The 21,589-nt window shown below is 66.9% G+C and carries 24 protein-coding genes; 16 read left to right on the top strand and 8 right to left on the bottom strand.

The genetic code is table 11. The features are described 5' to 3' along the window. Positions 1–161: 161 nt before the first annotated feature. Positions 162–1,157 (top strand): alpha/beta hydrolase, encoded by a 996-nt coding sequence (locus ACFVIV_RS02295; RefSeq protein WP_379193110.1) that lies wholly within the window; start codon positions 162–164, stop codon positions 1,155–1,157. Between the two features lie 260 nt (positions 1,158–1,417). Continuing rightward, on the top strand, positions 1,418–1,576 hold the full coding sequence (locus tag ACFVIV_RS02300; RefSeq protein ID WP_379192941.1) for a hypothetical protein: 159 nt from the start codon (positions 1,418–1,420) through the stop codon (positions 1,574–1,576). 213 nt (positions 1,577–1,789) lie between these two features. Here ACFVIV_RS02300 and ACFVIV_RS02305 read toward each other — a convergent pair whose 3' ends face one another. Both ACFVIV_RS02305 and ACFVIV_RS02310 read right to left on the bottom strand, forming a co-directional pair. Further along, a complete protein-coding gene (locus tag ACFVIV_RS02305) occupies positions 1,790–3,382 on the bottom strand; it encodes a nucleic acid/nucleotide deaminase domain-containing protein (protein WP_379192942.1) in 1,593 nt (530 codons plus the stop codon). Positions 3,383–3,535: 153 nt separating this feature from the next. Continuing rightward, on the bottom strand, positions 3,536–4,798 hold the full coding sequence (locus ACFVIV_RS02310) for a TetR/AcrR family transcriptional regulator (protein WP_379192943.1): 1,263 nt from the start codon (positions 4,796–4,798) through the stop codon (positions 3,536–3,538). Positions 4,799–4,925: 127 nt separating this feature from the next. Here ACFVIV_RS02310 and ACFVIV_RS02315 point away from each other — a divergent pair, with 127 nt between their 5' ends. After that, on the top strand, positions 4,926–5,720 hold the full coding sequence (locus ACFVIV_RS02315; RefSeq protein WP_379192944.1) for an enoyl-CoA hydratase-related protein: 795 nt from the start codon (positions 4,926–4,928) through the stop codon (positions 5,718–5,720). Positions 5,721–5,753: 33 nt separating this feature from the next. On the opposite strand, the gene ACFVIV_RS02320 is transcribed toward ACFVIV_RS02315, so the two are convergent. Both ACFVIV_RS02320 and ACFVIV_RS02325 read right to left on the bottom strand, forming a co-directional pair. Further along, positions 5,754–6,968 (bottom strand): Nramp family divalent metal transporter, encoded by a 1,215-nt coding sequence (locus ACFVIV_RS02320; RefSeq protein WP_379193111.1) that lies wholly within the window; start codon positions 6,966–6,968, stop codon positions 5,754–5,756. A gap of 114 nt (positions 6,969–7,082) precedes the next feature. Beyond that, positions 7,083–8,609: an aldehyde dehydrogenase family protein gene (locus tag ACFVIV_RS02325; protein ID WP_379192945.1), complete on the bottom strand. Its 1,527-nt coding sequence runs from the start codon at positions 8,607–8,609 to the stop codon at positions 7,083–7,085. Positions 8,610–8,915: 306 nt separating this feature from the next. Here ACFVIV_RS02325 and ACFVIV_RS02330 point away from each other — a divergent pair, with 306 nt between their 5' ends. The 4 genes from ACFVIV_RS02330 to ACFVIV_RS02345 all read left to right on the top strand — a co-directional run bounded on the left by ACFVIV_RS02330 (position 8,916) and on the right by ACFVIV_RS02345 (position 12,776). Next, positions 8,916–9,947, top strand: a complete 1,032-nt coding sequence (locus ACFVIV_RS02330) for an ATP-binding cassette domain-containing protein (RefSeq protein ID WP_379192946.1) — start codon at positions 8,916–8,918, stop codon at positions 9,945–9,947. Then, positions 9,944–10,756, top strand: a complete 813-nt coding sequence (locus ACFVIV_RS02335) for an ABC transporter permease (RefSeq protein ID WP_379192947.1) — start codon at positions 9,944–9,946, stop codon at positions 10,754–10,756. The genes ACFVIV_RS02330 and ACFVIV_RS02335 overlap by 4 nt, the downstream gene beginning before the upstream one ends. Beyond that, entirely contained in the window at positions 10,753–11,607 is an 855-nt protein-coding gene (locus tag ACFVIV_RS02340; protein WP_379192948.1) for an ABC transporter permease, read from the top strand. Before ACFVIV_RS02335 ends, ACFVIV_RS02340 begins: the two co-directional genes overlap by 4 nt. 143 nt (positions 11,608–11,750) lie before the next feature. Then, positions 11,751–12,776, top strand: coding sequence for an SDR family oxidoreductase (locus tag ACFVIV_RS02345; RefSeq protein WP_379192949.1), 1,026 nt, complete (start codon positions 11,751–11,753; stop codon positions 12,774–12,776). A 3-nt stretch (positions 12,777–12,779) separates the two neighbouring features. On the opposite strand, the gene ACFVIV_RS02350 is transcribed toward ACFVIV_RS02345, so the two are convergent. Then, positions 12,780–14,003, bottom strand: coding sequence for a lycopene cyclase family protein (locus tag ACFVIV_RS02350; RefSeq protein WP_379192950.1), 1,224 nt, complete (start codon positions 14,001–14,003; stop codon positions 12,780–12,782). A gap of 119 nt (positions 14,004–14,122) precedes the next feature. On the opposite strand from ACFVIV_RS02350, the gene ACFVIV_RS02355 reads away from it, so the two are divergent. From ACFVIV_RS02355 to ACFVIV_RS02370, 4 genes are read left to right on the top strand one after another with little or no spacing between them, the layout of a single operon-like run. Further along, positions 14,123–14,464 (top strand): hypothetical protein, encoded by a 342-nt coding sequence (locus ACFVIV_RS02355; protein WP_379192951.1) that lies wholly within the window; start codon positions 14,123–14,125, stop codon positions 14,462–14,464. 4 nt (positions 14,465–14,468) lie between these two features. Beyond that, positions 14,469–14,810 (top strand): hypothetical protein, encoded by a 342-nt coding sequence (locus tag ACFVIV_RS02360; RefSeq protein ID WP_379192952.1) that lies wholly within the window; start codon positions 14,469–14,471, stop codon positions 14,808–14,810. After that, on the top strand, positions 14,807–16,642 hold the full coding sequence (locus ACFVIV_RS02365; RefSeq protein ID WP_379192953.1) for an alpha/beta hydrolase: 1,836 nt from the start codon (positions 14,807–14,809) through the stop codon (positions 16,640–16,642). Before ACFVIV_RS02360 ends, ACFVIV_RS02365 begins: the two co-directional genes overlap by 4 nt. Beyond that, positions 16,639–17,193: a hypothetical protein gene (locus ACFVIV_RS02370; RefSeq protein ID WP_379192954.1), complete on the top strand. Its 555-nt coding sequence runs from the start codon at positions 16,639–16,641 to the stop codon at positions 17,191–17,193. Before ACFVIV_RS02365 ends, ACFVIV_RS02370 begins: the two co-directional genes overlap by 4 nt. A 6-nt stretch (positions 17,194–17,199) precedes the next feature. Here ACFVIV_RS02370 and ACFVIV_RS02375 read toward each other — a convergent pair whose 3' ends face one another. The 3 genes from ACFVIV_RS02375 to ACFVIV_RS02385 are packed head-to-tail and all read right to left on the bottom strand — an operon-like array spanning position 17,200 to position 18,236. After that, positions 17,200–17,676 carry a hotdog fold domain-containing protein gene (locus tag ACFVIV_RS02375; protein ID WP_379192955.1) on the bottom strand — a complete coding sequence of 159 codons (477 nt, stop codon included), beginning with the start codon at positions 17,674–17,676 and terminating at the stop codon, positions 17,200–17,202. 42 nt (positions 17,677–17,718) lie between these two features. Continuing rightward, a complete protein-coding gene (locus tag ACFVIV_RS02380) occupies positions 17,719–18,027 on the bottom strand; it encodes a hypothetical protein (protein WP_379192956.1) in 309 nt (102 codons plus the stop codon). Further along, positions 18,024–18,236, bottom strand: coding sequence for a hypothetical protein (locus tag ACFVIV_RS02385; protein WP_379192957.1), 213 nt, complete (start codon positions 18,234–18,236; stop codon positions 18,024–18,026). Before ACFVIV_RS02385 ends, ACFVIV_RS02380 begins: the two co-directional genes overlap by 4 nt. Before the next feature lie 516 nt (positions 18,237–18,752). Between ACFVIV_RS02385 and rpsJ the strand changes: the two genes are divergently transcribed. The 5 genes from rpsJ to rplB are packed head-to-tail and all read left to right on the top strand — an operon-like array spanning position 18,753 to position 21,581. Continuing rightward, positions 18,753–19,058, top strand: coding sequence for a 30S ribosomal protein S10 (rpsJ, locus tag ACFVIV_RS02390; protein ID WP_003938093.1), 306 nt, complete (start codon positions 18,753–18,755; stop codon positions 19,056–19,058). Between the two features lie 14 nt (positions 19,059–19,072). Then, on the top strand, positions 19,073–19,738 hold the full coding sequence (gene rplC / locus ACFVIV_RS02395; protein WP_067543715.1) for a 50S ribosomal protein L3: 666 nt from the start codon (positions 19,073–19,075) through the stop codon (positions 19,736–19,738). Beyond that, entirely contained in the window at positions 19,735–20,415 is a 681-nt protein-coding gene (rplD, locus tag ACFVIV_RS02400; RefSeq protein ID WP_379192958.1) for a 50S ribosomal protein L4, read from the top strand. The genes rplC and rplD overlap by 4 nt, the downstream gene beginning before the upstream one ends. After that, positions 20,412–20,717, top strand: coding sequence for a 50S ribosomal protein L23 (gene rplW / locus ACFVIV_RS02405; RefSeq protein ID WP_379192959.1), 306 nt, complete (start codon positions 20,412–20,414; stop codon positions 20,715–20,717). Before rplD ends, rplW begins: the two co-directional genes overlap by 4 nt. A gap of 33 nt (positions 20,718–20,750) precedes the next feature. After that, positions 20,751–21,581: a 50S ribosomal protein L2 gene (gene rplB / locus ACFVIV_RS02410; RefSeq protein WP_379192960.1), complete on the top strand. Its 831-nt coding sequence runs from the start codon at positions 20,751–20,753 to the stop codon at positions 21,579–21,581. Positions 21,582–21,589 lie beyond the last annotated feature (8 nt).

The raw sequence follows: 21,589 nt of genomic DNA on the forward strand, positions 1-21,589 counted from the left end.
GGCGCCCGGGACACCGGGCGCCGTGGGCGATCGACCGAAACACGAACCGAAGTGAAGGTGTGAAATTGATTCGTCGATATGGTCGGGACGGGGTTGTGAGTCGCCGGTTCGGTGCACGGGCCGCCGCCTTCATCGCCGCCACGGCGGTCCTCGGAGGTCTGGTGTCCGGTGTCGGCGCCACTACGGCGTCCGCGTCCGACCCGATCATCGACAATAAGAAACTCCTCGCCGATCCCGTCGCGCCCGACGGCTCCAAGATCACCAAGGCGGAGATGAAGGACGACCGGAACATCCGGTTGTACGTCTACTCCGCGGCCATGGACGCCACCTACCCCATCGATGTGCAGCGCCCCGCCGACGCCTCCGTGCCGCGCCCGGTGCTGTACCTGCTCAATGGCGCCGGCGGCGGCCAGGACTCCGCCTCCTGGGTGAAGAAGACCAATATCGTCGGCGGCTTCCTCGGCGACAAGAACGTGAACGTGGTCCAGCCCATCGGCGGCAAGTGGAGCTACTACACCGACTGGCAGCAGGACGATCCCGAGCTCGGCCGCAACAAGTGGACGACCTTCTTCACCGAAGAGCTGCCCCCGCTGATCGACGCCGCCCTCGGCACCAACGGCGTCAACGCCATCGCCGGCATCTCCACCTCCGGCACCACCGTCCTCCAGCTCCCCGAGATCAAGCCCGGCCTGTTCAAGGCCGCCGCCGCCTACTCCGGGTGCGCCCAGTTCGCCGATCCGGTAGGCCGCGAATTCATGCGCCTGACCGTAGAAACCTGGGGCGGCGGCAAACTCGAGAACATGTACGGCCCCGAGGATTCCCCCGCCTGGACCGAAAACGACCCGGTGGTCAATGCCGAAAAGCTCCGCGGCACCGACCTCTACATCTCCACCGGCTCCGGCCTCCCCGGCCAATACGACGTCCTCAACGGCGAACACGCCCTGCCCGGCGCCTACGGTCTCGCCAACCAACTCATCATCGGCGGCGTAATCGAAGCCGGCACCCAATACTGCACCGCCAACCTCAAAACCAAACTCGACTCCCTCGGCATCCCCGCCACCTACAACTTCCGCGCCACCGGCACTCACTCCTGGGGCTACTGGAACGACGAATTCCTCAACTCCTGGCCGGTCCTGGCCCGCGGCCTGGGTATCTGAGGCCCGGCCTCACAGACATGACGACCGCCCCGGCTGAACACCGGGGCGGTCGTCGTTTGTCCGGAGGTGATCGGCCTGGTCAATTGGCGGCAACCCGGAGATCTGTGCGCGCCGGCCCGTCCGGCGGAAGCACGGTCACTGCACTCCACAGCTGGCATGCGAGCATGGTGATCGGTTGTTTCTTCATCCAGAGTCCCTGTGCTTCAGCGGGTTCCATGCGATGCTGGTCATGTAGGACGTCCAGCTCAGAAAGGATTCGCATGGCCGACAACAATCCGAATTCCTCCCAGGACGGCGACTATCTTGTCGGGGTGGGCATAGCGGACGTAACGGGGCCGGCCTCCGAAGGCTCTTCCACGGAAGTCGCCGCTGCCGAACCCGAAGGTGTGCAGTCCACCCCGGAGCAGCCCGAGAGCTAACGACCCGGACAACGTTGGTGTGGTAGCCCGCGTGTTGGGGTGACCGAATCGGCCGTGCGGGAACGGGTTCGGGTGAGCGCCCGTGTCACCCGAACGCGCAGTAATCCCTCCGGCATGTGAAATGACTTCGACCGGGAATTGGTGGCGGCAAAGCGCGAGAAGGGTTCGCCACCAGTTCCCGGTCGATGGTGTTTCAGAGCGCCTGGCCGAGGGTTACTTCGTTGTGCCGCCGGCTTGTTCGATGAGTAGTTTCAGGACATCGGCGGCGGCGACGGCGGTTTGGTTGTCGTCGGACCAGGGGATCGAATAGGTAACCGGCACAGTTGATCCCAGTTGTTGTTCGAGCATGGGGCCGCAGGTGGTGCACGGTTGGCGCTCGCTGTAGAGCTCGGTGATCTGCTCGGGGGTGAAGCCTCGCTCGATGAGCTGTTTGGCGATGTCCTGCTCGGCGTAGTTGCCGGGACCGGTGCTCATGCCGATGATCAGCGGGCCGGTCTTGGGGTCGTTCCAGTTCGGTACACGCGCGACGGCAACGTTCTTTGCGTTGTCCGCCCCTGCGGCGTTGCGGGCCTGTAGGGCGGCTCGGCTCAGATCGTCGCTGTTGTAAGGGACCTGTCTGTAGGGCGGCAGGTTGCGGATGGCGTTCTGCTGGTTGCGGATTCCGCCGACGGCCTTGTCGATCTCGGCCTGGGCGGTGGCCAGCGCCTGCACCTGCACGCTGGCGTTGTAGGGAATGCTGTAGGTGATCGTCACGTCCCGGCCCTGGGCTTGCGCCTGCGCATCGGCTTCGGCCTGCTTGCGGGCCTTGATCCCGGCGACAATGGGCGCGACGCTGCCATCGACGCAGCTGAGCACCCCGCTGCCATTGATCGGAATGGTCTGGGCGGCACTGCAACCCGCGGCGGGCTGCCCGTCGACCGTGACCGTCGCCTGCATGGTGGCGGCGACGCTGCCCGTCACGGTGGCGCCATTGGTCGCGGTGGCCGAGCTGGTGACATTCACCGTGACCGTGCACGCGGTATCGGAGCAGTCGATATTGCCGGAGCGGTTGAAGTCGAGTTCGATGCCGATGTTGAGGGCGTTGTGGAGTGATTGGGTGGCGGCGACGAGGTCGTCGTAGGCGCGGTCGCGGTCGGTGGGGGAGAGCAGGCCGAAGACGATGGCGCCGGAATCCGGTATCTGCGCGCCGATTTCGCTGTCACCGGTCCAGGAGGTGGACTCGGGGGTCGGATCCAGTCGCAGGACGCGATAGGGTGCCTTCTCCGTCACTGCCAGCACACCGGCCGGGGTCTCCACTTGGAGGGCGTCCTCATTGCCGACGCGCACTCGCGCAGTCGGATCTCCGTCTCGCGGAAAGTCGATGGTCTGCCGCAATGCCGTCATGAGGGCGCCGGCCAGATCGTGGGGCTTCAGGTTTCCGGCCGGCACGGCGGCGAGGTCCGGATTTCCGGTGACCCAGCGGCCGGCCACCGACGCGGCATCCATTCCGGCGGGCAGATTCGACAGGAGAACGTTCTGCGGCGGTTTGACGTAGGTCTTGTCGCCCAGCGTCAGGACCTCGGTCTGCTGCCCGGCCTCGGTGATCTTGCCGAGCGCCTCCCCGCCGGAGGTGGCGCTGATATCCCAGTTCCCGCCGGTGGCACCGGTTCCGGTGTAGCGCACCACCGACTGCGTCATGAGATCCAGCACGGCGGAGTAGAACGGCACCTTGTTCTGTGCGGCGATCGGATTACCGGGCACGGTCGAACAGCCCGCCGTGACGAGCACTCCCGTGAGCAGCGCACCGAGCACGGCGGTTCTGCTCACCCGTGATCCACAGAGACGCGAACGCATGAACCATCCCCCTTGTGACCCTGTCGCATTTCACCCCATGCGGGACGGTTGCCGAATCTATCCGATCTCGTGGCGATATGCCGCGTGTGCGCCGATGTCTGCCCGGTCACACCGGATGCGCGGGGACTATTCGGGCTGGGACTCTTCAGGATTGGCGCCCAGCAGCACCGCGTGCATGAGCGCCGCCACGCGGGCCATGCTCTGCGGCCGCATATCGAAGCGAATGCGCCGCCCCACATCGATGACCTGGCCGATGGCGGCGTGCACCCGGAATCGGGCCTCCACCTGATCGCCTTCGAGCAGGTTGGCCCACTCCAGCACGTTCTGCCGCTGAATCGAGCGCAGCCGATGCTGTTCGGAGGCGGGCAGATTGGAGAACTCGGCGAAGTACACCGGCAGGATCTCCGGCATGGCGAAGGTCATGCGCGCGAACCGGTCGGCAATGCGCACCGCGGCATCCGGGCGGCTGGTGGCCTCGGACAGCGCCTCGGCATTGGCGATGGCCACCCGCTCGCCGGTGCGGTGGAAGGCGGCCGCGAGCAGATCGGACTTGCTGCTGAAGTAGCGGTACACGCTGGAGGCATTGATGCCGGCGGCCGCGCCGATCTCCTCGATGCTGGCCTCGTGATAGCCCTGCCGCCCGAAGATGCGAATGGCCTCGGTGAGCAGCTGTTCCCGCTTGGAGATGACCGGCAGCCCGCGCACGACCCCGTCACCGGTGACGGGCGGCGCGGCCGGCGGCAGATCGGCGCGCAGGATGTCCCAGCAGATGTCGTTGAGCAGGCTCACCAGTCGCGCGTTGGACAGTGCCGTGCGATGGCCGGTAATGCTGCCGACCGCGCTGAGCACGGCCGCGGCCCGCAGCTTCACGTCCTCGGCCGGCGCGTCGGGATACAGCGCGGCGACCGCGGTCTCGAAGGTCTCGTGCAGATCCATATAGATGACGCGAATCCGCGCGCGATCCTCCGGCTCGAGATACCGTCGCTCCCACCGATACAGACCGCCCTCGCGGCGGCGCTCGATGGTGTGCTCGGCAATGCCGCGGATCAGCGCGGTGAGTCGCGGTTCCGGTTCCAGCTTCGGATCGTCGGCCGTTTTGGCGGCGTCGAGCAACTGCTGGGCGCCCATCTCGGCGGCCGCGACGAGCAAGGCGTACTTATTGGTGAAGTGCCGGTAGAGCGCGGGCCCGGAAATGCCGACCTCGGCGGCGATCTCGTCCACGCCGACGGGGTGATAGCCCCGCTCAGCGAAGGCACGGGCGGCGACGCCCACGATCTGCGCCTTGCGATTCTTGGGCCGCCGCCGCGGTCCGGGCTCGCTGTCGGATCGCCCCGGATGGCTTTCCGATCGCACGGAAGCGAGTCCTGCCTCGCTGCGATCGGCGACCATGCACTTTCTCCTTCTCCAACGGCACCGGCTGTTGACAGTACCGGACGAGTGATCCTAAGTTAACCACAATTCGCACAACTGAACACATCGTGCGGCTAATTCACGGCACGCCGGGGCAGGAGCAGTCATGACCGATACAGCTACGACGCCGGGCTATACCGCGGTGCTGGACGGGCGGGTGCTGCGCATCACCATCACCAATCCGAAGCGGAAGAACGCGATCAGCTACGACACGATGCTCGGCCTCGGCGACACGGTGCGGGCGGCCGCGGACAACCCAGCCGTCCGGGTGATCGTCGTGACCGGTGAAGGCGGCGATTTCTGCACCGGCGCGGACCTGTCGGCACAGGCGGATTACGACGCCCGCGGCATCACCAACGCCCTGATCTTGGATGCCGCCAATGCCATGACCAGGTCCATCGTGGAGTCGCCGCTCCCGGTCATCGCCCGCATGAAGGGCGCGACCGCCGGGGTCGGCGTGGCCGTCGCCCTGGCCGCGGACTTCACCTACGCCGCCGAGGACTCCTACCTGCTGCTGGCTTTCATCAATATCGGGCTCATGCCCGACGGCGGCGCCGCCGCCATGGTCGCCGCGGCGGCCGGGCGCCCGCTGGCCGCCGAAATGGCGCTGCTCGGCGAGCGACTGCCGGTCACCGAGGCCAAGAAGTACGGCCTCATCACCGGCGTCTACCCGGAAGCGGACCTCGATGCCAAGGTCGAGGCCGTCGCCGACAAGCTCGCCCACGGCCCGCGCCGCGCCCTCGAGCTCACCAAGCGCGCTCTCAACCGCGCGGTGCTGCCCACGCTGGAAGCCGCCCTCGCCGAGGAGCAGGCCGGTCAGGTCGAGCTCCTGGACTCCGCCGATTTCGCCGAAGGCGTGGCCGCCATGCTGGGCAAGCGCAAGGCGGTCTTCGCCGAGTAGCGATCGGCCGCCCCCTGCACGGCCGGACCGCCCTCAGCTTCCGGTGACGGTCAAATAGATCAGGGCGATATTGAGCGCGGTGATGATCGCCGCGACCAGCCACGCCAGCGCCGTGGTGACGCGATGGTTGACGTCCGCGCCCATGAGCGCGCGATCGCTGGTGAACCGCACCAGCGGGATGAGCGCGAACGGGATGCCGAACGACAGCACCACCTGCGAAATGATCAGCGCCCGAGTCGGATCGACGCCGAGCGCCAGAATGGCGAGCGCGGGAATCAGCGTGACCAGCCGCCGCAGCAGCAACGGGATGCGGCGGCGCAGCAGCCCCTGCATGATCATCGCTCCGGCGTAGGCGCCCACCGAGGTCGAGGCCAGGCCCGAGGCCAGCAGGCCGATCGCGAGCAGCAGTCCGGCGGCGGGGCCGAGCGTGTCGCGCACCGCGGCATGGGCGGATTCGATGGAATCCACATCCTCGCGACCGCGCAGGGTGCTCGCCGCCATGAGCAGCATGGCCAGGTTCACGGTGCCCGCCAGCAGCATGGCCAGGCCGACATCGATGCGGGTGATCCGAAGCAGGCGAGCGCGAATGGGCCCCGCCTCCGGATTCCCGTGCCGGTCCCGCGCCAGCCCCGAGTGCAGATACACCGCGTGCGGCATGACGGTCGCGCCGATCATGGCGGCGGCCAGCAGCACGCTCTCGGTGCCCTCGAAACGCGGCACCAGCCCGCCGATCGTCCCCGACGCCGACGGCGGTGAAATCACCACGGAGGCAAGGAATCCAATGGCGATAATGGCCAGCATCCCGGTGATCAACCGCTCGAACGGCTGCTGCCCGCGCCGATTCTGCACCGCCAGCAGACCCAGCGACACCACGCCGGTGATAACGCCACCCACAATCAAGGGCAGCCCGAACAGCAGCTGCAAGGCGATCGCCCCGCCGACGACCTCCGCGAGATCCGTTGCCATGGCCACGGTCTCGGCCTGCCCCCAATAGGCCAGCCGCACCGGCCGGCTCGCCTTGTCCCGCACCGCCTCCGGCAATGACATCCCCGTCACCAACCCGAGCTTGGCCGACAGGAACTGCACCAGCCCCGCCATCACATTGGCCATGACGATGACCCACACCAGCAGGTACCCGAACTGCGCCCCCGCGCTGATATTGGACGCCACATTGCCCGGATCCACATACGCGATCGCTGCGACGAAGGCGGGCCCCAACAAGACCATGGCCGATCTGGCGCGCTGCATCGTGCTTCGTCGTACGGCCAGATCTGTGCTCACACCAGGAGTTTAAGGGTAACCGAACTTTTTGTTGCGACCGGCCCCAGAAATCCGACCGTCAGCCCGTAATCGCACGGTATCTCACACGCGGTGCCGGAAGCGGAACAGTGCCCGCGCCATGCGCAGCCGGCGCGGCTGATGCTCGAAGGTCCCCAGCCCGGCCGGATCCCGCCGCTTCTCGGTGATGGTCTGGGCGCGGGCGAATTCGCGCAGCGTATCGGCGTCGCGAATGCGGCCCGGGCCGTTCACGCCGTAGACCGGGGTGCTGTTGACCGTCACCAGATCGGTGCGCAGCCGGACCGCGAACTCCGGCACGCTGCGCACGTCGCGGGTGAATACCGCTACCGGGAGCGGTCTTTCGCGGGCGTTCACGCGTTCGACGGCCTCGTCCATGGAGGCCACGCGGTTCACCACCAGCACCGGGCCGACGGCGTCGCCGGTAATGGCGAGGCTGACCTCCGGGACCTCGGTGAGCACAATGGGCTCGATATAGGGTTCGCGCAGGGATTCGAGGCTGCCCACCACCGCGCGGCCGCCGCGGGCGACGGCATCGCGGACCTGACGGCGCACGGTGTCGATATGGGATTCGATCACCATGGGACCGTAGGAGGCCCGGCGGTCCGCGCCGGGACGCAGGCGGCGGGCCTGATCGGCGACCATTTCCAGGAACGGCTCGTACACCGATTCGGCCACGTAGACGCATCGGACACCGGCCGGATGCTGGCCGGAGTTGGCCATGGCGCCGTACACCGCGGCCGCGGCGGCGGTATCGAGGCGGGCATCGACCTGGACCACCATGGATCCGCGGCCGCTCTCCTCGACGATCAGGGGAGTGGCCGATTGCGCGCACAGTGCCCGCACCTCGCGCGCGCCCGCGGCGGAGCCGGTGTAGGTGATCTTGTCCAGCCGGGCCCGGCAGAGTGCGGCGGCGGTTCCGCTGTCACCGGTGACCACTTGGAGCACAGGCTGATTCGGTGCGAGCCGGGTCCAGGTGTCGGCGAGCCAGGCGCCGACGCCGGGGGTGAGCTCACTGGGTTTGAAGACCACCGCATTGCCCGCGCCCATGGCGGCGGCGATCGAATTCATCGGGGTGAGAACCGGATTGTGCCAGGGCCCGAGCACGCCCACCACGCCCAGCGGCAGGTGGCCGACGGTGCCGGGCCGGTCGCGGCGCAACCACGCGGCGGCCCGGGTGGACCGGCCCAGCGTCCGCTCGGCATGGCGCGCAACCCAATCCAGATGTTCGACCGCGAGCGTCACCTCGATGGCGGCGTCCATGCGCGGCTTGCCGGTCTCGCTGCTGACCAGCTCCACCAGATCGCGGGTGCCGCGCGCGATGGTGCGCTTCCAATCCAGCAGCCAGCGCTTGCGGCCGGCGAATCCGATTGCCGCCCACCACTGTTCGGCGGTGCGGGCGGAGCGCACGGCGCGGGTCAGCTCGCCCGCGCCCATCATGGCGAAATCGCCGACGACCTCCCCGGTGCGCGGATCGAAGGAGGTCAGCACCTTGGCCCGGCCGGCGGTGGTGCGTCCTGCGGTGCGCCCGGTGGGTCCTGGTGTTCGCGGCCCGGCAGGCTCTGGTGCTCGCGACTGCGCGGACTCGGCCATGGTTACCCTCTCGTGGCCATGTGAATGTCTCCCCGTGAGGCCAGACTATGGTTCGAGGCGCAGATGCGACAAGGCAGCGAAATTCCTGCATACCGGCCGGTCTGTGCCACGAACAGCGGCTATGCGGAGACCAATTGGTTTGTGACCAAGGACACGTTTTACCGAGCGCCGCTTCAGATCAGAAACGGCCCCGAACCAGTTGCGCCGGTAACATCAGCCGCGGTGGAGCGGATCATCCCCGAAGGGATGTGGGGACCTGCCGAACGGGGTGACTCGATTGCCCGCCCAGCCGATAGTGGAGAGTTGATGCCCAGCTTGGACAAACCGGATTCGCAACCAGCCGACGCACAGCACGCGGGGAGCGAACCGGCGGTATATGTCGAAGACGTTCGCAAGTCCTTCGGCGATGTGCACGCGCTGCAGGGCATCAGCTTCACCGCCGAGCGCGGGCGCGTGCTCGGCATTCTCGGACCCAATGGCGCGGGCAAGACCACCACGGTCAAGATCCTGTCGACCCTGCTGCGGCCGGACTCCGGCATCGCGCGGATCGCCGGGCACGATGTGCGCAAGGATCCCGCCGCGGTCCGGCGCTCCATCATGATGACCGGACAGTACGCGGCGCTCGACGAAAACCTTTCCGGGCGCGAGAACCTCGAACTGTTCGGGCGGCTCATGGGCCTCGGGCGCAAGGACGCGCGGCAACGCGCCGACACCCTGCTCGAGGAATTCGATCTCACCAGCGCCGGGCGGCGGGCCGTGCGGCACTACTCCGGCGGTATGCGCCGCCGCGTCGACATCGCCTGCGGGCTGGTGGTCCGGCCCGAGGTCGTCTTCCTCGACGAACCCACCACCGGTCTGGATCCGCGCAGCCGCCAGGGCGTCTGGGATCTGGTGACCGCGCTCAAGAACCAGGGCATCACCGTCCTGCTGACCACGCAGTACCTCGAAGAGGCCGACGTGCTCAGCGACAACATCATCGTCATCGACAAGGGCACCGTCATCGCCGAGGGCACCGCGGACGCGCTCAAGGAGAAGACCGGCGGCAGCTACTGCGAGATCGTGCCGCTGGACCCGTCGCACCTGAGCAAGGTCGCCGACGCGCTGGGCGATCTGGTGCCGGCCGCGGTGCGGGCGGAAATCGCTGGCAGCGACCGGCTTTCGATTCCGGCGCCGGAGGGCGCGGCCACGCTGTCCGAGGCGCTGCGGCGGCTCGACAGCGCCGGCATCCAACTCGCCGACATCGGGCTGCGGCGGCCCTCGCTCGACGATGTGTTCCTCTCGCTCACCGGGCACTCGGGGCACTCCGAGCAGTCCGAGAACTCCGGGGACACCGCATGAGCGCGCCCGCCGTCGAGGCGCGCCGGGATCTGTTCGCCGATGTCGGGCACGCCAAACCCTCCAGCTTCGCGCAGTGGCGGGCGCTGACCGGGCGCATCGTCTGGGTCATGGCCACCAAGGGCGAGCTCATCGTCGCGGTCATCACGCCGCTGGTGTTCACCCTCGGGTTCTATCTGCCGCTCAAATACGTCATGCAGTTCCGCGGTATCGACTACGCGCAGTTCGTCATGCCGATCATCGTGCTGCAGACCATGTCGTTCACCATGATGTCGAATGCGCAGCTGGCGGCGTTCGAAGCCATGACCGGACTGAACACGCGCATGCAGACCATGCCCATCGGAAAGCTGGTGCCGCTGCTGTCGCGGGTGTCGGCCGGGCTGGTGCGGTCGGTGGTCTCGCTCATCGCGGCCATCGGCTGGGGGCACATGATCGGCTTCCGGTTCGACGCCGGCTGGGGGCAGGCCGCGCTGTTCTGCGGTTTCTCCCTCGCCGTCGGCACCGTGCTGGCGCTGGGCGCGGACGCGCTCGGGTCGCTGACCAAGAGCCCGGAATCGCTGAGTCAGGCCTTGACCTTGCCGACCTTGATCTTCGGCATGCTGTCCTGCGGATTCGTGCCGGAATCCGGCTTCCCCGCGTGGATTCGGCCGTTCGTGCGCAATCAGCCGATTTCGCAATTCTCCTTCGCGCTGCGGGACATGGCCGCGGGCGGCGTCACCTGGGAAGTGTTCTGGGTGCCCTTGGTGTGGTTGGTCGGGCTCGCGGTCGTCTTCGCGCCGCTGGCGGTCTGGGCGGGTGTGAGGCGATCATGAGTGCTGTCATCGAAACTCCCGCCCAGGATTGGGCGGGGCATCAGCCGCTGCCGCGGGTGCGGCCGCGGTCGGAGAAGACGCTGTCGATCTGGGTGGAGCAGAGCCTCATCCAGTGCAAGCGACTGCTGATCGGATGGGCGCGCGACCCCGCGACCACCATTCAGACGCTGATCTACCCGGCGGCCACGCTGCTCATGTTCCGTGTGGTGCTGGGTGATTCGATCACCGCGGCCACCGGGATGCCCAGCATCTACGGCACCACGCCGATGGTCATGCTGGTGGCGGCCATGTCCGGGTCGGTGGTGAGCGCGCTGGGGTTCAAGGCCGAGAAGGCGACCGGCCTGCTCGGCAGATTCTGGACCATGCCCGTGCACCGCGCGGCCGGACTGACCGGGCGGCTCATGGCCGAGGCGGTCCGGGTCCTGGTCACCTCGCTGTTCGTGCTGGTCGTCGGGGTCTGCCTGGGCTTCAAGTTCTGGTACGGGCCCGCCGCTTCCCTTGCCATGCTCGGGATTCCGATCCTGTTCGGCATCGGGTTCGCGGTCATGGTGACGGCGCTGGCCACGTTCTCCGAGGGCGTGATGCTGGTGAGCATCGTCGGCATCATCAATACGCTGCTGATGTTCTTCAACTCCGGATTCGTGCCGGTGTTCGCGTACCCGCGGTGGTTGCAGGCGACGGTGGAGAACCAGCCGATGAGTACGGCCATCGATGCCATGCGCGGGCTGGCCTACGACGGGCCGATCGCCACGCCGCTGATCAAGACGGTGGCGTGGACGGTCGGGATGATCGTGGTCTTCGCGTACCCGGCGATTCGCGGATACCGCAAGGCGGCCGAAACCGGGGCCTGAGCGGCACTCCCTGCCAATCGATTCCAGCCGCCCGCTCCTCCTCGACCAATCCCGGCGATCCGCATGTCGGTGCGGATCGCCGGGTATGACCGTTCCGACCGGTCTTGACCGGAGTGTGCCTTGCGTCACGATAGGGTAGGCGCATGGCTTACCTGGTTACCGGGGCGACTGGGTTTATTGGTCGGTTTCTTGTCCCCGAACTTCTCAAACGCGACGGCGATATCCATGTCCTGGTCCGGCCGGGGGAGGATTCGGTGCTGCGTTTCAACCGCTGCATGCGGATGTGGGACGCACCCGGGCGGGTGCGGCCCGTCCGCGGCGATCTCAGCGCACCCGGGCTCGGCATCGATCCGGCCTGGATCGATGCGAATCGCGGGTCGATCGACCACATCGTTCATCTGGCGGCGGGCTACGACTCGGTGCCGCCCGGCGGCGGGACCCGGCGGGTCACCGAACTGGCCGCCGCCTTGGAAGCGGGCCAGCTGCACCATGTTTCAACGGTGCAGGTCGCGGGCGACTTCGAGGGCGCGTTCACCGAGAACATGTTCGATGTCGGTCAACTGCTGCCCACCTCGTATCAGCGCGCCATGCTGAAGGCCGAACAGGTCGTGCGGGAATCGGGCGTGCCGTGGCGCATCTACCGTCCGTCGATCGTCATCGGCCACTCCCGCACCGGCGAGATCGATCGCATCGACGGGCCGTACTACTTCTTCCGCCTGCTGCGCATGGCCGCCCAGCTGCCGCGCATCCTGCCCGTCGTGGCTCCGAAGCTGGGCGAAACCAATATCGTCCCCGTCGATTTCGTGGCGCGGGCGCTCGATCACATCGCCCATCAGCACGATGCCGACCACACCACCTACCACCTGGTCGATCCGCGCCGCCAGACCGTCGCCGAGGTCTTCAACCTCTTCGCCGACGAGGCCGGCGCGCCGCATCTGGTCGAGGTCATGCCCAAGCAGACCCTCGACATGACCCTGCGCGTGCCCGGCATGGGCTGGGCGCTGCGCCAGGTGGGCCTGCCCATGGACGTCATCGAGCACAGCGAGTTCTCCTGCCGCTTCGACTGCCGCCACACCGGCGCCGCCCTCGCGGGCAGCGATATCAAGGTGCCGCCGCTGGCCGGCTACGCGCCCATTATCTGGAAGTACTGGATCGAGAACTGGGTCTGATCGTCAGGGGGTGGGGGAGTCCTCGTGATCGGGAACCTCCCACCGGCTGCCCGGCTCCGGACGCCCGAAATCCCAGTCCACCCAGCGATTCCGGTTCGTCCACCCGACCAGGTCGTACCGCCACCGGAACGGCCAGGTCGTCGCCACCGTCATGAACAATGCCGACCCCAGCGCCGTGTAATCGTCGTGCGCGGACAACAGCGCGCGCTGCTGCCGCGGCGGGCGCGTGAAGAACGCGTCGAACATGGCGATCGACTGATCGGTCGTGAGCCGGCCCAGTCCGTACACGCCTCGCATCCGCATCCAGTACACCAGCCGCGCCTGCCAGGGCCACATGGCCTCGATCGGATCCGCGCCCTGCTGCAACGCATTCAGTGCGGTATCGACCAGCGAAAGCGAGTCCGCCACACAGTATCCGGTGATCGGATGCATCATCCCGCCCCGCGACCCGAACGGAATCACCTGCCCGAGACCGGCTTTCGGCGGCCGATCATCGAGCGGATAGTGCGCCGCCTCGGTCGGCTCCTCACCCTTCAGTCGAATCCCATGCGCCGCAAGCCGATTCAAGGTGCGCCTGCGTAGCTCGTGCTGCGGCATGCCACCCCGCAACCCCAGGCTGGTCTCCTCGAAAATCACGGTCCCATCGCCCAGCGGCACGGCATAAAGGAATGACGGCGGCTCATTCGGCCCCGCCCCGTTCTCCGCCCGCCAATCCAGCATGAGCCCTTCGCCCGGCGTCACCATGGGCGCGGCGACATCCTCATCCACGAAAATCCCGTGCGCACTGGCACTGCGCCGCTTCCCCGGCGACCCCTGCCCGCGGGTATCGAACACCGCCGCCGCCCGCACCTCGGTCCCATCGGCCAGCTCCACCCGATGCGCCTCGACGGCCCGCGCCCGCGCGGCGATCACCGTGGCGTCGTCCAACGGCAGCGCATCCCGCAACCCCTGCTTGGACAGCACGCAATACGGCCGCGGAATCCGATGCTCCGTCTTGGTCCACACCGCCGGCTTCTCGATCCGGCTGGCAATCGCACTCTGCGGCAACCACTCCGGCAGCTCATCCACCCAGCACGAATAGGTCGGCCCCCACAACCGCTCCGGCCGCGGATCCACCGCCACCACCGTCAACCCCGCCCGCATCGCCCGATGCGCCAGCGCCCGCCCGGTAGGGCCGAGCCCCACCACGCACACGTCGGCCTCGCTGCCAACCTCCCGGCCACTCATGCCTCGCATTCAACCGTCCCTATTGGCTCCCCGCCAGCCCCCACCCCGTCTCACCAGCCCCGATCCATGCGGTCCTGCTATCGTGCAAACTTCGAGCTACTACCCGATCCGGGGGTCCGATGAGGAACGACAGCGATCCACTGGAACACCGCACCGCCCAACTCACCGAAGCGCTGACCACGGCCCGCTCCCGCGCCCAATCCCGCAGCGGCCTGCTGTGGGTGGACGCCTGCGCCGACGGCGACCTGATCATCCATGTCGACAACGACGCGCTGTCCCTCGGCGGCGACGAACTCAGCCGCCAGCTCATCGCCCTCGCAGCCCAGGCCCTCGCCGCCGCCCGAGACCGGGCCCGCACCGCCCTGGCCGAATTCCGCGCCGACCCCCACATCGACGAGGCCGTCTGGCAGACCCGCGACGCCATGAACCGCCCCCTACCCCAGCACCTACCCGGCCGGTGACCCCATGAGCAGCCGACTAGCCGACTCCCTGAGCATCGACCAGGCCGACGCCCTCTCCCTGGCCACCACCACGCGCACCCACGGCAAAGACCTCGCGACCGCCACCCCCGGCGGCCACCCCATCGGCCACGCCGCCCCCGCCGTCGCATCCGCCTTCACCGGCTTCCGCTTGGGCAGCGTCTGCGCCACCCGCTCGCGGGACACCGCCGACGCCTTCGAGGCTGTGGGCCAGGCGCTGGAGAAAATCGGCAACAACACCGTGCTCTGTGTCGACGCCTTCCACCACACCGACCACGCCGTGCGGCTGAACATCCTGTCGGCCACCACCCACCTCCCGGTGCCATGACCGCCGCCCCCGTCACCAAATCCCAGGCCTACGCCATCACCCCCGAGTCCCTCGCCCCCCAAGCAGCCGAGTGGACCACCCTCCGCGACACCCTCCAACTCGCCCTCGACCAATCCACCCGCGACTACGAAGCCTCCACCGCCTACTGGATAGGCGCAGCCGGCGACCGCGCCCGCACCGCCACCACCGAAACCGTCACCACCGCCCGCAAAGCAGTAGACGCCCTGACCGCCGCCGCAACCGCCGCCACCACCGGCCAATCCAAAATCACCACCGCCAAACAGGTGACAACCGCCGCCATCGACCTAACCGAACAACAAAAATTCAAAGTCGCCGAAGACGGCACCGTAACCGCCCCCGACGCCCGCCTCTCCCTCCCCGCCGACGCCACCGCCGACGACATCACCAAAGCCCAAGCCGCCCTCGACTACCGAGCCAAACACTTCTACGAACCCCCCATCAAGGCAGCCCTAGCCGGCCTGGGCCAGATCATCGAAGACACCGCCACCGCCATAGACACCGCCTTCCAATCCATCGGCGACGTCAAAACGCTTCCGGCGGGCCTCCCGGTAAAACTCGGCGAACGCAGCCAACAGGTCCAAGACATCATCGACGGCAAAGCCGAACTCCCCGGCGACCCAAAGACCTTCCACGACTACTGGGCCACCCTCACCCAAGAAGACAAGGACGCCCTCTGGCTCCACGACCAATACCTCGGCAACCGAGACGGCATGCCCGACCTCGAACGCGACCACTACAACCGCCTGAAGCTCCAGGACGAATTGACCCGTGCCGCAGCGGCTCACAATGAGGTCGCGCAACTGACCGCGCAGCATCCGGATTGGGCGAAGTACACCGGAACCAGCAAAGAGGCGGATTCCTGGTTGGCAACTCAATCCGGCTACTCGGAATGGAAAGCGAAGTGGGATAACGCCCAGCGCCGGGTGGATCGCCACGACGATCTCAGCAAGATCAACGAGGTCCTCGCGGACAAGAACGATCCCGACCGGCTGTTGCTGCACCTGGACAGCCAGACCGGAGACCGCGTGCATACCGCCGTGGCCGACGGCAATCCCGATACCGCAAGCCACGTCACAACCTACGTTCCGGGCACCGGTTCCGAGCCGTCGAAGATGGGTGCGGATATGGAGCGCGTCGATCTGATGACGGAACAGGCCAAGGCCGGGGGCGCTCCGAAACCGGTGACAATCGCCTGGTTCGGTTATGACGCGCCACCCGGGCTCGGTGATGCGACCGATCAGAAGTACGCCGATGCGGCGGCACCCGCGCTGGACCGATTCCAAGAGGGCCTGCGCGTCACGCACGAAGGGCCGCCGTCCCGGAATACCGTGCTCGGGCACAGTTACGGAACCACCGTGGTCGGCGATGCGGCCTCACATGGCCGGACGTTGGACGCCGACGCAGTGGTCTTCGTGGCAAGTCCGGGCACCACCGTCGACCACGCGACCGATCTCAGTCTGACGGGCGTGCCCGATGGGCAGGAGTACCTGCATGTTTTCGCCACGAAGGCGGAGAACGATCCCGTCCCGCTGTACCCGAAGGTTTCCTGGTCGCCATGGACCGACGACTACGGTCGCGACCCCACCGACTCGAAATTCGGGGCTCAGACATTCACATCCGACCCGGGCACGCGTGGTGTGCTGATCCCGGCTCTCACCCACAGCCTGGCATTCATTCCGACGCAGCTGATCGGTGCCGGAGACGACTACAGCACCGATGCGCACAGCGAGTACTGGAACCCCCAGTCGAAGTCGCTGGTCAATATGGGCTACATCATCGCCGGCGATCTCCGGAAGGTGGACTACGAATGATCCGAGCTCGATTCGTCGTCATGCTCGCGGTGGCGTTGGCCGCCGCAACCGGATGCGGTTCGAAAGGATCCAACGACGTGGACGTGGACAGCTCCCTCACGGCTCAACGCGCACAGCAGCGGGTCTATGAACTGATGACAGACACCCTGAAGGGCCTCCCCGGTGGAGTAGCGCTGTCGAAAGAGCCCGGCAATCCGCAGCTCGCGAAGTTCGACAAGCCCTACCCGCTCACCGTGCCGTGCTGGGACGGCAACCTCCAGTCCGACGGTCCGCGCTACGTGCGCATCCCATACTGGGTCGTCGGTCTACCAGCCGGTGGAACCAGGGACTACTTCGACCGGATCACGCGCGTCTGGCAGGAACATGATTGGCGGACAGTGAATTCCACCGACTGGATCCTCATCGTGGAAACCGGCGACGGCTACACCTTGCAGCTCCAGGACGCGGACAAGGGAGACGGCTCCTTGAGCATCACGGGCAGTTCGCCCTGCATCCCGCAATCGGCACTGGAGCCCCTCGACCCCGACCCGCTCGAGATCAAAGCGCTGTAAACACCACTACTTCGGCGTCACCCAGGTGGTGATGTCGGCGTGGACTACTTCCAGGCCGGACTTGTCGTAGATGGAGACGGGGACGATCAGGTCCTGGCCTTCGGTGATCTTGTCGAAGTCGGGGACTTCGGGGAGCTTTGCCACTGCGCGGAGGCCGGAGTTGGCTTTGGCCAGGTACTGGACGTTCATGGCTTTGGGGATCCAGCGGTGGGTGCCGGGGACCGTGGCTTCGGAGAGCATGCCCATGGCTACTTCGGCGAGGTTGCAGGCGGCGATGGCGTGGAAGGTGCTGAGGTGGTTGTGGATGCCGAACCATTTGGGGGCGGTTACTTCGCAGAGGCCGGGTTCGAGGCGGACGACGGTGGGGAGGACGGTGCCGAAGTAGGGGACTCGGGCCACCATGCCCAGGGAGAAGAGGGTGTGGCCGAGGCGGTTGTCGGGGAGCTTCTTCCAGCCGCGGTAGGTGGCGGTCTCGTTCGTCATAATGCCGATCTTACTCTGAAGTAAGTTCGGCACCAGACGTGACTACGGGAGGCTCAACAGTCGGCGTAGTGCTCGATCGATGCTGTCCATGATGTTCGCGTCCGCGGTAAACAGCAGCTCTCGCAGGTTTTCCGGGTTGATGCGGGAGATGTTCAGGCATTTGGCATAGAGGCCGTTTCCGACGGCGACGCTTAGTGAAAGTGCGACGTTCTCGCTGATCGGCACTACGTCGGTCACGTCGATGCAGACGCACGCGCCCTCGGCGTTGACGGGATCCGCACTGACGATGAGAACGTTTCGGATGCGTCCGAGTGCCTGGTACGCGCGCACCTCGCCGCGAGCATGGCTCAAGATCGGAATTCCTCCATCTCTGCGTCGCGGTCCTCATGGGAAATGAACGCGGCAGGTGCTTTGCGTTCGGCGGCCAGTTCCATACGGACGGCGGCGCGGAGCAGGGCCTCTTCGCACACCTTCGCCACCCACGCGGAAACGTTGCCGTTCGCCTCTGCCTTGATCGCTTCGGTTAGGTCGTCGGGCAGTCGAACCGTCATCTTTGCCATACTTCGGAGCCTACTCGCGGTCCGACACGTAGTCCGAGTGATTGATGGGGACTCACCGGCGTGACGCGCCCGGGCGGGTCACTCGGTCGCACCCGATGTGAGCAGGGCCATTGGGGGATCGGGTGGGGGAGGGGGCGATTTGAACTCGGGTTGCGCCTCGAGGCATACTATTCGGGTTGCCCGCACCAGGTTGCGTCGTTTCCGTTGGAAACGTGCAGGTGGCGGGTGAGTATGACCCAATTTTGCACCCCGCTGATTGCGGCGTGGGTGCGTCCGGGACAATGTTCCGAGGCCATAGAGGATTTATCTCCGGGGCCGAGGAATGAGCGGCGAGGCGACACGCCCGACCGCGTGGACCGGATGAACCATGACAGATGAACAGCGGCGATGGATCGGGCCCAAGGGCCGGTCGTGTGGTGGCTGATGCGTCTTCGTGTGTTCGGGCTGTGCAAATGAGGGTGTCTTGGAAGCGAGAGCTTCTGGGGCACAACGCAAGCGGAGAAAAGGACACTCAGCGTGGCGGGACAGAAGATCCGCATCAGGCTCAAGGCCTACGACCATGAGGCGATCGACGCGTCTGCGCGCAAGATCGTCGAGACGGTGACCCGCACCGGCGCACGTGTCGTCGGTCCGGTGCCGTTGCCGACCGAGAAGAACGTGTACTGCGTCATCCGTTCGCCGCACAAGTACAAGGACTCGCGCGAACACTTCGAGATGCGTACGCACAAGCGGCTTATCGACATCCTCGACCCGACGCCGAAGACGGTTGACGCGCTCATGCGCATCGACCTGCCGGCCAGCGTCGACGTCAACATTCAGTGACGGGGACTTCGAATATGACTGACAACAAGACTCGTCCGGCCGCGGGCATCCTGGGCACCAAGCTCGGCATGACCCAGGTCTTCGACGAAAAGAACCGCGTCGTTCCGGTGACCGTCGTCAAGGCCGGCCCGAACGTCGTTACGCAGATTCGCACCGTTGAGCGCGACGGCTACTCCGCCGTCCAGGTCGCCTTCGGCGCCATCGACCCGCGCAAGGTGAACAAGCCGGTCTCCGGCCAGTTCGCCAAGGCCGGCGTCACCCCGCGTCGCCACATCGCGGAGCTCCGCGTCGCCGACGCCTCGGCCTTCGAGGTCGGCCAGGAGATCAACGCGGACGCCTTCGAAGAGGGCAGCTACGTCGACGTCACCGGCACCTCCAAGGGCAAGGGCTTCGCGGGCACCATGAAGCGCCACGGCTTCCGTGGCCAGGGCGCCTCGCACGGTGCGCAGGCCGTGCACCGTCGTCCGGGTTCCATCGGCGGTTGCTCCACCCCGGGTCGCGTGTTCAAGGGCATGCGCATGTCGGGCCGTATGGGCAACGACCGCGTCACCACGCAGAACCTCTCGGTCCACAAGGTGGACGCCGAGAACGGCCTGCTGCTGATCAAGGGCGCGATCCCGGGTCGCACCGGCGGCATCGTGATCGTCAAGAGTGCAGTGAAGGGTGGTGCCCGGGCGTGAGCGCTGTGAGCACTGAGAAGAAGACCAACCTGACGCTTCCGGTGAAGGCTGCCGGCGGCAAGACCGAAGGCACCGTCGAGCTCCCCGCGGAGATCTTCGACGTGACCGCCAACATCGCGCTGATGCACCAGGTCGTCGTGGCCCAGCAGGCCGCGGCTCGCCAGGGCACGCACGCCACCAAGACCCGGGGCATGGTCTCCGGCGGTGGCAAGAAGCCGTACCGGCAGAAGGGCACCGGCCGCGCCCGCCAGGGTTCGACCCGTGCGCCGCAGTTCGCCGGCGGTGGCACCGTGCACGGCCCGCAGCCGCGCGACTACACCCAGCGCCTGCCCAAGAAGATGAAGGTCGCCGCGCTGCGTGGCGCCCTGTCGGACCGGGCCCGCAACGAGCGCATCCACGTCATCACGGAGCTGGTGTCGGGTCAGACCCCGTCCACCAAGACCGCCAAGTCCTTCCTCGCCGAGCTGTCGGAGCGGAAGAACATCCTGGTCGTGGTCGGCCGTGAAGATGTGACCGCGTGGAAGAGCGTGGCGAACCTGCAGGGCGTGCACCCGATCGCCCCGGACCAGCTGAACACCTACGACGTCCTGAAGTCGGACGAGGTCGTGTTCTCGGTCGAGGCGCTCAACGCCTTCGTGCACGGCCCCGCCGAAGCTGCACAGGAGGAGAGCAAGTGACCACCATCGCCGACCCCCGCGACATCCTGCTCGCGCCGGTGATCTCCGAGAAGTCCTACGGACTGATCGAAGAAGGCACCTACACCTTCATCGTGCACCCGGACTCGAACAAGACGCAGATCAAGATCGCCGTCGAGAAGGTTTTCGGCGTCAAGGTGACCAGCGTCAATACCGCCAACCGTCAGGGCAAGCGCAAGCGGACCCGCTTCGGTTACGGCCAGCGCAAGAGCACCAAGCGCGCGCTCGTGACCATCTCGGCCGACAGCAAGCCCATCGAGATCTTCGGAGGCCCGGTCGCGTAAGCGGCGGGGACTTCAGAAAGTAGAGAAGAACTCATGGCAATCCGTAAGTACAAGCCGACGACCCCGGGTCGCCGCGGTGCTTCGGTCTCGGACTTCGCCGAGATCACCCGCTCGACCCCCGAGAAGTCGCTGCTGCGTCCGCTCACCAAGACCGGTGGCCGTAACGCTCAGGGCCGCATCACCACTCGTCACAAGGGTGGCGGCCACAAGCGCGCCTACCGTCTGATCGACTTCCGTCGACTGGACAAGGACGGCATCCCGGCCAAGGTCGCGCACATCGAGTACGACCCCAACCGGACCGCGAACATCGCCCTGCTGCACTACGCGGACGGCGAGAAGCGCTACATCATCGCGCCCAAGGGCATCGCCCAGGGCACGAAGATCGAGTCCGGCCCGGCCGCCGACATCAAGCCCGGCAACAACCTGCCGCTGCGCTCGATCCCGACCGGTACCACCATTCACGCGGTGGAGCTGCGTCCGGGTGGCGGCGCCAAGATGGCCCGTGCCGCCGGCATGAGCATCCAGCTGCTGGGTAAGGAAGGCGCCTACGCCGTCCTGCGTATGCCCTCCGGCGAGATCCGTCGCGTCGATGTGCGCTGCCGCGCCACCATCGGCGAGGTCGGCAATGCCGAGCAGTCGAACATCAACTGGGGCAAGGCCGGCCGTATGCGCTGGAAGGGCGTCCGCCCGACCGTGCGTGGTGTGGTCATGAACCCGGTCGACCACCCGCATGGTGGTGGTGAGGGCAAGACCTCCGGTGGTCGCCACCCGGTCTCGCCGTGGGGCCAGCCTGAGGGCCGTACCCGCAAGCCCAACCGTCCGAGCGACAAGCTCATCGTCCGCCGCCGCGGCAAGAAGCGTTAAGGAGGAGG

The organism is Nocardia sp. NPDC127526 (assembly GCF_042672265.1).
Taxonomy (GTDB): Bacteria; Actinomycetota; Actinomycetes; order Mycobacteriales; family Mycobacteriaceae; genus Nocardia.